Origin of the sequence: Trichormus sp. NMC-1 (genome assembly GCF_001858025.1) — a bacterium.
Lineage (GTDB): Bacteria > Cyanobacteriota > Cyanobacteriia > Cyanobacteriales > Nostocaceae > Anabaena.
In genome coordinates this window covers 1,183,488-1,196,081 of sequence record NZ_LZQD01000001.1, presented here as the reverse complement: position 1 = coordinate 1,196,081, position 12,594 = coordinate 1,183,488, and the positions used below count along the sequence as shown (strand labels likewise).

General features: G+C 40.0%; 11 protein-coding genes. 5 read left to right on the top strand and 6 right to left on the bottom strand.

What is annotated here, in order from left to right; translation table 11 throughout:
* On the top strand, positions 1-2,232 hold the full coding sequence (locus tag A9Y75_RS05395) for a pentapeptide repeat-containing protein (protein WP_071188499.1): 2,232 nt from the start codon (positions 1-3) through the stop codon (positions 2,230-2,232).
* Positions 2,233-2,512: 280 nt separating this feature from the next.
* Here the strand turns inward: A9Y75_RS05395 and ilvN are convergent, their stop codons facing one another.
* Positions 2,513-3,031 carry an acetolactate synthase small subunit gene (ilvN, locus tag A9Y75_RS05390; protein WP_071188498.1) on the bottom strand — a complete coding sequence of 173 codons (519 nt, stop codon included), beginning with the start codon at positions 3,029-3,031 and terminating at the stop codon, positions 2,513-2,515.
* A 370-nt stretch (positions 3,032-3,401) separates the two neighbouring features.
* On the opposite strand from ilvN, the gene A9Y75_RS05385 reads away from it, so the two are divergent.
* Positions 3,402-3,755 carry a phospholipid-binding protein gene (locus A9Y75_RS05385; protein ID WP_071188497.1) on the top strand — a complete coding sequence of 118 codons (354 nt, stop codon included), beginning with the start codon at positions 3,402-3,404 and terminating at the stop codon, positions 3,753-3,755.
* Between the two features lie 301 nt (positions 3,756-4,056).
* Here the strand turns inward: A9Y75_RS05385 and A9Y75_RS05380 are convergent, their stop codons facing one another.
* Positions 4,057-4,962, bottom strand: a complete 906-nt coding sequence (locus A9Y75_RS05380) for an alpha/beta fold hydrolase (protein WP_071188496.1) — start codon at positions 4,960-4,962, stop codon at positions 4,057-4,059.
* 446 nt (positions 4,963-5,408) lie between these two features.
* On the opposite strand from A9Y75_RS05380, the gene infC reads away from it, so the two are divergent.
* Both infC and A9Y75_RS05370 read left to right on the top strand, forming a co-directional pair.
* A complete protein-coding gene (gene infC / locus A9Y75_RS05375) occupies positions 5,409-5,942 on the top strand; it encodes a translation initiation factor IF-3 (protein WP_071188495.1) in 534 nt (177 codons plus the stop codon).
* Positions 5,943-6,205: 263 nt separating this feature from the next.
* Entirely contained in the window at positions 6,206-9,211 is a 3,006-nt protein-coding gene (locus tag A9Y75_RS05370) for an MFS transporter (protein ID WP_071188494.1), read from the top strand.
* Positions 9,212-9,443: 232 nt separating this feature from the next.
* Here A9Y75_RS05370 and A9Y75_RS05365 read toward each other — a convergent pair whose 3' ends face one another.
* From A9Y75_RS05365 to A9Y75_RS28265, 3 genes are all read right to left on the bottom strand, one after another.
* Positions 9,444-9,833, bottom strand: coding sequence for a hypothetical protein (locus A9Y75_RS05365; RefSeq protein ID WP_071188493.1), 390 nt, complete (start codon positions 9,831-9,833; stop codon positions 9,444-9,446).
* Between the two features lie 434 nt (positions 9,834-10,267).
* The gene (locus A9Y75_RS05360; protein ID WP_083389493.1) at positions 10,268-10,585 is read right to left on the bottom strand and encodes a muconolactone Delta-isomerase family protein; all 318 of its coding nucleotides are present in this window, start codon (positions 10,583-10,585) and stop codon (positions 10,268-10,270) included.
* 56 nt (positions 10,586-10,641) lie between these two features.
* On the bottom strand, positions 10,642-10,803 hold the full coding sequence (locus tag A9Y75_RS28265) for a hypothetical protein (protein ID WP_177176112.1): 162 nt from the start codon (positions 10,801-10,803) through the stop codon (positions 10,642-10,644).
* A 219-nt stretch (positions 10,804-11,022) separates the two neighbouring features.
* Between A9Y75_RS28265 and pgsA the strand changes: the two genes are divergently transcribed.
* Entirely contained in the window at positions 11,023-11,592 is a 570-nt protein-coding gene (gene pgsA / locus A9Y75_RS05355) for a CDP-diacylglycerol--glycerol-3-phosphate 3-phosphatidyltransferase (RefSeq protein ID WP_071188491.1), read from the top strand.
* Between the two features lie 46 nt (positions 11,593-11,638).
* Here the strand turns inward: pgsA and A9Y75_RS05350 are convergent, their stop codons facing one another.
* Complete coding sequence (locus tag A9Y75_RS05350) at positions 11,639-12,571, bottom strand: NAD-dependent epimerase/dehydratase family protein (protein ID WP_071188490.1); 933 nt, start codon at positions 12,569-12,571, stop codon at positions 11,639-11,641.
* Positions 12,572-12,594 lie beyond the last annotated feature (23 nt).

The following is a 12,594-nucleotide window of genomic DNA, read 5'->3' as shown; positions in this document are numbered from 1 at the left end:
TTGCATAATTTGTTTTTTAAACGCAGAGGTACGCAGAGGTTAAACGCAGAGTTTCGCAAAGTTTCTCTGTGTTACTCTGCGCTTTCCTTTGTGTTACTCTGCGTTTTACTCTTTCTCCCTCTCCCAGCTTTCGCAGCACAACCAGAACGTATACCTTTAACTCTGGAATTGTTACAAGAAAGAGTTAAAAGTCCTATTTTACGGGAAGGTAATTTAACAGTTGATTTGCGGCAAATGGTGATTGATTTGCGTCCAGAAAATACTACTTTTCGCGCCGGATTTTACCAAATTTTACGAAAAGAATTACAAAAAACTGGTGCAAAACCTTTGGGTTTAGATTTGAGTTATTCTTTAGTTCAGGGTGATTTTATTGGTACAGATTTGGGTTTAAGGACTCCTCTTTATGTTCAAGCTATAGCGCCAATTTTTACTCCTACTGAACAAGAACAATTAGAACGCTTGCGTTTGGTATGTTTGCAATCTTTAGCAATCGCTTTTCCTGACTCTAAAGATTGCAAGTCACTTTTAGATCGTCAGTCAAATACTTCCAGTGAGATTACTGTCTTTCGTGGGGCTTTGACTTTTGTGGCAACTCGATTTAATGGAGAAGTGCAATTTTATAATACTTTTTTTCTTCAGTCTATAGATACTCAAGGTGCAAATTTTCTCAAAGAGACTAACTGGAATGAAACCAGATTTAGCCGTCCGGTTAGCTTCAATTCTGCTATTTTTCATCAAGTTAGTAATTTTCAAGGCAGCATTTTTTTTGATAAAGCTAGTTTTAAAAAAGTTAATTTTAAAGAAGTTACTAATTTCCAAGGTAGTATTTTTGCTAAAAATGCTAATTTCAATGAAGCCAATTTTCAGCAATTAGCTAAATTTAATAGTAGTTCTTGGCAAGGAATAGCGGATTTTTCTGATGTAACTTTTGCAAATCAAGTCCAATTTACAAAATCCAATTTTTCGCAAGTTTTTTTATTGCAAGAAGCAAATTTTAAACAAGCTGTAATTTTTCGAGAAACAGAATTTAATGAATCGGTAGATTTGCAAGGTGCAAGTATTCTTAATCAAGCAGATTTTAGTGATACTAGATTTGCAGCAACCGCATTTTTAAATGTACCTGGCTTGACTTTTAATTCTAATCAAGCGAAAATATTGGGTAATCCTGGGGAAATTGGCAAAAAGTTTTGTGTACCAACATTACAAGGTAATCAAAATGTTTTACGAAATTTGGGACAAAATTTTCGTCAGCAGCAGCAAATTCCTGATGCAAATCAACTAGAATATACAAAGCAACGACTAAAATTAATAGAATTAAGCCAACGTTTAGTAGCCACAAATATTAATAATGCTTCCGTTCTCAGTTTAATTAATCTCGGTTTTTCTCCTACCCAAGCAGAAGCCATCAAAGAACGGCGATTAATAAAAAAGATTCTTAATAGTAGGGAATTGCTAACTTTAGCAGATATTGATTTAGAAACTTATGATAAATTAAGCGATCGCTTGGTTGCAAGTGAACCTATCTCTCTCGGAGGATGGTTAATTCAAGCTGTGAACTGGTTATTGTTGAGTGTACTGCTGTTATTGAGTGGTTATGGGACGAACCTTTGGTTAGTATTTGGCGTGGGGGGATTAGCTATATCCTACTTTGGGTTATTATTTTGGTTAATAGACCGTTACCGTCGTCTGCGTCCTATCCCCATCATTCCCACATCTTACGAAACAATTTCTATATTGACAAGCTTTAGCTCTTTAGCATCTTTAAGCTTATTAGGAATATTTCACAATACTGCACAGCCTTGGCTGACTTTAGGTTGTCTATTAATTATTATAGTCCCCGTTCCTGTTATCTTATTATGGCGACTTTATCAACAAGGACGTTATCACGATTTAATGAATATTTCCTACTTCACAGAAGATGGAACTTTACGACAATTAAGATTATTAATTGGACGTTTACCAGTCATTCCAAGAAATCCTACATTCCGTGAAAGATATATGCCTTTATTATGGAATCAGCGATGGAATTGGCTAAACTACTACGACTTTAGTCTGAATAATTTAGTGCGATTAGGATTTAACGACATTCGTTTAAGAGATGAACATTTACCCGGAATTATCGCTACACTTGCTTGGTATCAATGGAGTTTAGGTTTACTTTACATCACCCTAGTTTTGTGGACTCTCTCCCGCACAATTCCCGGATTAAATTTGCTGATTTATTTAAAGTAATTTTTTCATTTATGGCATTTTCTAATCCTATGAGTTATGCTGCGAACGGTTCATAGTTTAACCAAATATGGAACCCCTCTCCAAACCTCTCCCCGCACCCCTCCCTAACCCTCCCCTACAAGGGAGGGAAGAGGAGAAACTTTTAATACGGGAGAGGCTTATAACTGAGTCTTTTCATCCATAAAAAGTAAAGTTTCTAGCCGTTTTTAGTATACATAATAGCCCCCTCCACGAAACAGCGGGGAGGGGGTTGGGGGTGGGGTTCTTATACTATCTGAAACTAAACCTTTGCTTCCAAAGATTTAAGCAATTCAGTATTAACACCAGATTCACGAGGTAACGAAATTTTACCAGTACGGGCGATTTCCCTGAGACCAAATTTTTGCAGCACTTGCACAATCGCCACCATTTTACCAGGATCTCCCACAACTTCCAACGTCAGAGAATCTTCCGCCACATCTACAACCCTAGCCCGGAAAATCTGAGATATTTCAATTACTTCTGAACGATTGCTGCTAGTAGCATTCACTTTCAAAAGCATCAATTCCCGTTCTACACAAGGAGTTTCGGTAATATCCTGTACTTTGAGGACATTAACTAACTTGTATAATTGCTTGGTGAGTTGCTCAATCACGCGATCGTCACCAGGTACAACCATTGTAATTCGAGAAACACCTCCCTGTTCAGCCGGACCAACAGCAAGGCTTTCAATATTAAAGCCACGACGAGCAAATAAACTGGAAATACGGGACAGAACCCCCGCTTCATCTTCTACAAGAACAGAAAGAGTATGTTTCATTTTTGCCAACAGAGGCTAGGGGAGCTTAAGATTAACGCAGACCTGAACTCATGGCTGCGCTAGACTTACTACCACACTGAATTTTCGGTCTAATCTTTTATTTTAATACACTTGTGGCATCTTGTCTGAATCAGGATTGTAGGGCAGCAATTCTCATTTTGAAAACAATAGAGTATTAACCCCGATTTTGGAGTTCAAAATATAGTACAAAGTAACTAGTTTTTCAGCCATTGCCTCTGGCTGAAAAAACAGATGGAGCAAAAACAGTAAAAATATTAGTTAGTAAATATCCTTTCAGCGGTAGATGTTACTTTTTCTTGAAGAGTTTATACTTGGGATGCATAAATCTTGAAGTAAGAGAAAAATTGTTATGAGTTGGTTAAAAAGACTTTTTGGTATGGAAAAAACGGAAAATGCACAAGTAAATCCGACTCCTCAACCAATACCACAAAGTGCGGCTACTGCTACCCAAAGCATTCCTCCAGAACGTCTAGGATTAAATGGAGAATATGACCAAAGCGGTTTAGCCAAACGAGTAGCATTGGCGTTTGACCAAGATACCCAACTTGATGACGTTGATACTCTCTGGGTTGCTCAAACGAGCAGCACTGTGGTACTAAAAGGTAAAGTTCCTAGTCAGGATATTCTCAACAAGATGATTTCTGTAGCTCGTTCTGTAAATGGTGCTACGGGTGTAAATACCGATCAAGTTACGATTGGCTAGTATAATTCGTAATTCGTAATTCGTAATTCGTAAGTGGGCGTTAAAAAATATAATATAAACCTAACCCCCCAACCCCCTTCCCTACCAGGGAAGGGGGAGTCAAAGCCTCTCCTCTGGTAGGGGAGAGGTTTGGAGAGAGGTTTTATATTTAATTGTGCCAAGCTGACTTGAAAATAAGACCCCACCCCTAACCCCTCCCCGCTGTTTCGTGGAGGGGAATAAGAAGTTTCTCATGTGTCCTGGTGTAGGCGGTTCATGATGGCTACTTAATTCGTAATTACGAAAATTTCCATCTCACTTGTTACCTATTTTTCTCAATCCAATTCAAAATCACCTCGTTAACCTGTTCCGGTGCTTCATCATGGGGACAGTGACCAACATCTTCTAAATGCAGCAGTTCTAATTTATCGTTATATCGAGCAAATTCACTAGCCAAAACTGGGGGAACAAATCGATCTTTTTTTCCCCAAATCAATAGCATAGGAATTGTTAAGTTTGGTAATATTTTCTTGACACTAGGACTAAAATTTACACCAATTGAAGCTTTGAAAAGAGCGATAAAAGCAAGGGTAGAACCTCTATCTTGAGGAGGTCCAGCTAGAATTTCTATGAGTTCGTCGGTAATAGCTTCTGGGTTAGCATAAGCAATACTAGCCCAGCGTCGCAGTACACCTGGCCGTCGTACCAGATTAAAAATAGGTTTCAGAATCACACCAGAAGCAATAATACTTTTTATTCCTCTGACCACTGGGTGCAAAAAAGCGGGAAGGAGTTCTTGTTCCAAAGTCGGATCTGGCAAACTCATCATGACTACACCCTGCACCATATCAGGATGAGCAGCAGCAGCAACCATAGAAATCAGTGAACCAGTAGAATTGCCTACCAATATTACTGGTTGACGGATAAATGCTTTCCAAAAGTCGTAAACCTGTTCTACCCAAAGTTCAACGCTGTAGTTAGCTGGGGCTTTTTCCGAAGCGCCAAAACCTAGCATATCTAACGCGTAAACTGTATGATGTTCGCCCAAAACCTCTAAATTTTGTCGCCAATGACCAATAGAAGCACCAAACCCATGTAGCAAAATTAAAGGTGTTTCATTTTGATGATTTTCACAAGGACGGATATACGTGTAGCGGATTTGCCAACCTCGCCAAACCCAGTCTCTTTGATTACCAACCCGCTGCTGCCAAGATAACGTAGTAGTCACAGATTCCTCCAACTCATGAGCTTGGAAACACTACTAATTTCAATCTTAGCAGCGGTGGTTATGCAAAATATAATACTGTTTGAGTCTAATGTAATATTATATGTTACGATGAGTTTGATAACCTGTTTATATATTTAGCCCAGAAATAAGAAATATGTGTTAATTGGTAAAAATGTCAAGGTATTGCTCAAAAGTGTAATGATACTTAATATTATCCGAGTTTATGTAATTTAAATTAACTATTGTAGGGAAATTATATCAAAGTGAGTAGAATGACAAATATAACAGACAATCCAACTATTGTATGGATTCGCTATCCTAGAGAATATAGACTCATTTTTCAGTTGTGAGTCATTTGTGTATTTTGCCTGTCTGGGCATAACAACCAAAACTAAGTAAACCAAGACCAAGCCCAATCCTTAACTAAAAAGCTCCCAAAAATCATAATGCCTGTGATTGAGAAAAAAAGAACTCGCGATCTGCCCCAAATTAACGAACGGATTCGCTTCCCGAAAATTCGGGTCATTGACACTGATGGCGCACAACTGGGAATTATAACTCCACAGGAAGCGCTACAACTAGCAGAAGACAAAGAACTAGATCTGGTGCTACTCAGTGACAAAGCTGATCCGCCGGTATGTCGAATCATGGACTACGGCAAATATAAATTTGAGCAGGAGAAAAAGGCGCGGGAAGCCCGGAAGAAGCAGCACACGGCTGATGTGAAGGAAGTGAAGATGCGCTACAAAATAGAAGAACATGACTATAATGTGCGCGTCAAGCAAGCAGAACGCTTTCTCAAAGACGGTGATAAAGTCAAAGCCACTGTGATGTTCCGGGGTCGAGAAATCCAACACAGTGATCTAGCAGAGGAGTTGCTTAAGCGAATGGCGACTGACTTAGATCCATTCGGTGAAGTACAGCAAGCGCCAAAGAAAGAAGGGCGAAATATGATGATGCTGATTTCTCCCAAAAAATAATCCTCTGACCAAAATAGTGGTGAGGGCTGGGTATATGAGGTAATAATAGACTCTGTGTGGAAATCAGGGATATTGTTTTCCGACCCCAAGCGCTCATCAGTTTTAAATTGTTGTCTAAATTCTGGTAAATTTATCTAAAAATGATAGTCCTGACACCTGAGTGGGAAAGATAATACTCAGTTGTTCAGGACTTTTGCTATTCAGATACTGTTATTCTAATTACTTAGCCATTGCGTTGTGATTACCCCAGAAATTAAAACTGCATGGAATTAAAAAATCACAGGTTAGCTACCAATAAAGGCGTTGTGGCACGATTGCTTAAGTGGGTGAATCTTCGACCAGAAGAAGTGGAACGCACTTGGATGATGTTTGCCTTCTACACAATTGTATCTGTAGGATTGCGGTGGGCTGAGGATAGCACTGTAGCCATGTTTTTAGATGAATATGGTGCGGGACAACTACCTTGGATTTATATTGCCAGTGCAGTCACAGGTGCTGGACTAGTTGTTTTATACTCTTGGTTACAAAAAGTTTTTCCGTTGCGTGCGGTGATTGTAGCGATCGCACCAGGCATGGTCATGCCCTTATTGTTATTAGTAGTATTACATTGGGGTATACATATTCCCTACGTGGCAGTAATTATCATTTTTCTGCTGAGGTTGTGGGTAGATGCCTGTTACGTAGTCAATGACCTCAACACCTCAATTGTTGCTAATCAACTCTTCAACATTCGTGAGATTAAGCGCACTTACCCATTAGTTAGTAGTGGCATATTAGTAGCCGACGTGATTAGTGGCTTTAGTTTACCTTGGTTACTTAAATTCGCCAACCTGAATACAGTCATTCTCATTGCTTGTATAGTCGTTCTTTTCGGCTCAGGAATCTTATTTTATTTAACTTATAAATATCCAACCGCATTTCCCCATACCCCACAACGGCACATCACCGAAGAACAAGCCTCCCGACACCGCCGCCTAGAAACTCCCCTAAAACGCTATGTTTGGCAGTTATTCGCCTTTTTTGCCCTGTTGCAAGTCATTGGTCTATTAATAGATTTTCAGTATTTGCGGGAACTGAATTCCAATTTAAGTCAACAAGAACTTGCCGGCTTCTTGGGTGTGTTTGGTGGCATTGTGGGACTGTGTGAATTAGTTACCCAGTGGTTTATTTCCAGCCGACTGATTGAAAAAGTCGGTGTGTTTTTCACAGCTGCACTCTTACCAATTACTGTCGGTTTTTTATTACCAGCGGTGATTTCCCTTCTCAACTTATTTCCGGCCATTGAAGAGCCGGGATTTTTCTGGGGTTTAATCAGTCTCAAATTTTGCGATGAACTGCTGCGTTATACCTTTGTGATTAGTAGCGGTCCCGCGCTGTATCAACCGATTCCAGAGCGGATTCGTAGCCGAATGCAGGCCTTATCCAGTGGGACAGCCGAAGCGATCGCATCAGGTTTGACAGGAGTAGTAATTTTCGCCACTATATTTATCTCCAAAAAATATGTTCCTGAACCACTACAAAAGTGGGTATTAATCGGCGAAACCGTGATTGTAGCTGCCACCTGTTTAAAAGTAGTGTGGGAATTGCGATCGCGCTATGTTGACGTATTAGTCTTAAGTGCAGAACGAGGCGGATTAAGTGCTGCCACCGTGGGCTTGCGTGCCTTCAAGCAGGGAATAGTCAAAGCTTTAGTAGAAACAGGCACTACAGCCGATAAACACTCTTGTCTGGAACTTTTAGCCCAAATTGATCTTCCCGGAGCAGGAGAAGTTTTAGCACCATTGCTAGTTAAGTTACCCCCAGATTTACAAGTTCAAAGCTTAGAAGTGATGCTGCTCGCAGGTGCAAATCCTCTCTATATCCCTGAAATTCGTTTCTTGTTAGACCAACCCCTAGGAACAGTTGATCCTGAAGTGTTCGCTCTGGCTATGCGTTACGTTTGGCTGGCTGGAGTCAATCCTGATTTAAGTCTATTAGAAGAGTACCTGCAACCAAAACACCACGCACTTATCCGCGCCACCGCCGCAGCTTTACTCTTGCGTCAAGGAACTCCTATGCAAAAGTTAGCAGCTTCTAAAACTATGCGGCTGATGCTGACTCATGAACAAGAACGAGAACGGGTAAATGGAGTCAGAGCGCTTAGAGAAGCAATCCATTTACAAGCATTGCGGATTCACATCCCCAATTTATTGCAAGATAACTCATTGCGGGTACGCTGTGCCGTCTTAGAAATGATTGCTGCTACCCATTTAGAGGAGTACTATTCATCACTGCTGGCAGCACTTTATTACAAATCTACTCGAACTACAGCTATGCAGTGCTTGGTGAGTCTGGAAAATGAAGCCGTTCCCATGCTGTTGAAACTAGCTACAAATATTTACAAACCAGAAGTTGTGCGAATGTACGCTTGGCGGACAATTGCTCAAATCGCCACACCAGAAGCCATAGAAACTTTATGGCTATATTTGGAAATATCCTGGGGTACTACTAGAGACTATATCCTCCGCAGTTTACTGAAAATTCAGCAACAAGCTGAAAATAGCAGTGTTGTGGATCGGTTTTATGAAAGTCGGGTTGAAGCTTTAATTGAGCAAGAATTACGATTATTAGGTGAGATATATGCTGCTTACCTAGACTTCCAAAATCTCGATTCTCTTGAATATTATCAAAAGAATGAGAAGATTTTGACTATTGGTCAGTTGCTGCAACGCTCACTTCTAGAATTAGAGTTGGATGTTAAAGATCGGTTATTACTGCTGTTGAAACTGCTTTACCCCGCAGAAAAGATGCAAGCCGCAGCTTTCAATCTTCAATCTCAGTCCTTGGTGAATTTAGCACGAGGTTTAGAGATATTAGACCACACTGTGAATTTGCCTTGCAAGTCTTTATTGCTAAACATTTTAGATCGACGACCAGAACAAGAAAAACTCAAGTATCTTGTCGATGGAGGATTTTGGAAATATGAAAATATTTCCGTCAATGAGCGCCTGTGTAAGCTAATTAATCAAGGAAATTTGCTATCTGATTGGTGTTTGGCTTGCTGTTTTCATTTTGCTCAAGCTGCTTATATTCGACTTACAACTACGGAAATTCTGGTAAATTTGCGCCATCCCACAGGTTTTGTGAGGGAAGCAGCGATTTCCTACCTGAGTGTAGTTTCTCAGCGAGTAATTCAAGAAATTCTCCCCCACTTGCAAACAGATCAACACCCACTGGTCATGGCTCAAGTGAAAGAGTTGATAGCAAAATATAATCAATCACCAAAGTAACTAATTCGTAATAGTGCCTACGGTCCCGCTAGGGATACGTAATTCGTAAACAGGGAACAGGGAACAGGGAATAGGGAATAGGGAATAGGGAATAAATAGGCAGGGGGCAGGGTGCAGGGTGCAGGGAGAAAGAGGGTTTTACTCTACTTAATTGCTGATCAAACAAACTCTCCGCGTCTTCCCCTCCCCGCGTCTCTGCGTCCCCCCATCTCCGCGTCAGAATTGGTAGGACTTAATTAAAAAATTGATTGATGGGAAATTTGCCTTTTTTGGGGCAGTATTCAGAACAATTTATTGCCTCTTCTGTGAGAACAAGATCGGGCTGCACAGCACACTTAAGATAATGATTATTGGCAAAAAATTTACAGTTTTTACAAGGAACTTTCTGTAAACCATTGATAGTAAAAACTATCTTATTATCTAAATGAGAACGAGTTTTTTGCAAAATAACTAGAAAAATAGCCCAAACCAAGACAAAGCTCAGAGGACTTAACGATATTGCTAAATCAGTGAAATTTAAGCCCTCTTTTTGTACTGGATTCTGTTTAACATCGCGGTGAATTAACTGTTTGCTAGTTGTATTTGCTACTATTTTTTGTGGCAATATCCCATTAATATCCATATTATTTACCTTGCTGTGTATTATTTTCTAGTATTGAGTCAAATTCCTCAAAAGTATTCACAAGGTTTTAATTATAGGTGTAGCAAAATAAAATTTGCGCTATCTCTGTCGATAGTTTTGCTTGTGATTTTATGAATGTATATCCAAAGGAATAATTTTATTTAAATAGTAGTTTTCGATTGAATTAAAGACATAGGAGACCTAACCCCCTAACCCTCAACAACCTCTCCCTGAATGTCTCGTACCAGCAGGAGGGCTTATGATTCCTTCTTTTCCTTGTATGGAAGAGAACTGAGGGTTAGGTCTCCAATATATTGGATGTTAATAACAATACCTGCGCCAAAATCTTGAAACCCTATTGATATCGTCACGATTTTATTGGCTTTCAGCCCTATATTTTGCAAATTGGCGAAGGTATTGAATAACAATACTTTTTAAACAACCTCTAACCTAGCTTTGATATCCGCTGCAAAGTCTTCATACCTTCTTAGAGGAGTTACCTCCACCTGCACCTTATGACCATTTTTTTTCATAATCGGTAAATCTAACAGAATTTGATCAAGGGTGTCAGGAGTTGGAACATCCACAATCACAATTACCCGACGAGTTCCCACACATTTCCACAAATCTACAACTATTCCCGCGCTTTTTGCTTGTAGTGCAGCATCTGCTTCTTCACTCCAAATTGCAAACAGTTCTCGCTGAGTCATATCCTCTGGGTATTCGACGTGAAAATCTAAGTGATATAGCACGGTTAACTTTCCTAATAGTGTTTTGTTAACTACTTAGGGCTTACGCAAGTGTCACACTAAATGTCTCTTGTAGGGTGCGTCAGACTCCAAAATTCGGTAACAATCAACATATTTTCGGCATCAGACGCACCGTAGTAATATGCCAGTTGAGTAAGTCCTGTTACTAATAATAAAATACAACTATGTAGAAGAATGGGGGCGGCGATTAAAATCGCCAACGGCTAACCCCCATGTCTAAAGCCAGGGGCTTGCTCGCCGTTGATATTTTGGTCAAATATCCCTGGTTTATAGCCGTAGACATTTTAACCAACCTTTTATCCCCTCCCTACTGCGTTGAGGACGGGGCATTCGGTGGATCATGGTAAAGTGTAGATGCCTTCAGTGGGGAATTTTCTATCCCTGACGGAAGAAGATCTATTTTGAATTTTGAATTATTTATGACTTTACCTAACTGGATTACTTTCTCTCGTCTTTTGGGAATACCATTTCTATTTTACGGTTTATATAATCCCACTAATGAAGCAAAGTGGATATGTTTAACAATATTTTTAATTGCAGCTTTAACTGATTGGTTAGATGGTTATTTAGCCAGAAAACTTAACCAAATTAGCGAATTAGGCAAACTTCTTGATCCTTTAGTGGATAAATTGCTGGTATTAGCACCATTATTGGTATTAGTAGAATTAGGAAAAATCCCAGCTTGGGGTGTGTTTGTAATTTTAGCACGGGAAATAGCGATCGCCGGTTGGCGAGTCAATCAAACCACCATCACTGGTGCGAATATTTGGGGGAAACTGAAAACAGTTAGTCAAATAGTTGCCATATCCCTACTTATTGCACCTTTATCACCAGTTTGGCAAACTCCGGCTTTAATTGCCTTCTGGGTATCAGTTGTTTTTACTGTCACATCAGGCGTAATTTATCTGATACCTTCAAATAATCAACCAGATGACGCGGGGACACGGGGACACGGAGACGCGGAGACGCGGGGACGCGGAGAAAATTAAGAATTACCTGTCACCTGTCACCTGTTCCCTGTCGCCTGTTTACGAATTACGAATTAGTTAAAATTTCCTCATCTACAGAAAAATCTATTTCTGATTTATCTCGTCCAGAGAGAAAATAATCATTTTCCAAAGAATCTTGCAACCCAGAAATTAAATCATATTCAGGTTGCCAATTTAATTCTATTTGCGCTTTATTTACCGAGGCAAAAAAGTGTTGTACTCGCATGGGAAAAGCTTTGCGTTTACCGAAATCAAACTTTTTCGGGTCATAATGGACGATTTTCACATTATCCGGTGATTTACCAGCAGCCACAGCACAAGCACGAGCTAAACCATCAAAAGTCACAAAGCGATCGCCAGAGATATTATAAATCTGCTGGATGGCTTTTTCGTTACCGATGACCTGAGTCATAGCTTGGGCTAAATCCTTAACATGGCCTAGCTGAGTGATGTGCATTCCATTACCGGGAATAGGAATCGGGCGATCGCGCACAATTCTATCAAAAAACCAGCCTTCCAACTCGTTATAGTTCTTCGGTCCGTAAATATAAGTGGGACGAATAGAAGTAAAAGGAATTCCTGATTGTTGCAAGTAAGCTTCCGTTTCCTGCTTACCCTTGTGACGACTTTTAGGATCGACAGCATCACCCTCTATATGGGGCATTTGGTCAGATTTAAGATATACTCCAGCAGAACTCATATAGACAAAATGCTGCACCCGTCCTTGAAAAATTTCTGCAAGTGGCTGAGTATCTACCAGTTCCCGACCATTATTGTCAAAAATAACATCAAAATTTTCTGATGATAACTTAGCTTTTAACTGGCTAGAGTCAGTGCGATCGCCTATAATCTGTCCTACTCCCGTTGGTGCCGGAGAATTACCACGATTAAACAACACCACCTCATGTCCAACTTCCAGCAGTAGCTGAGTCAGATACACACCAATAAACCGAGTACCACCAATAATCAGGATTCGCATAAACCCCCAATTCCTATGTCAGT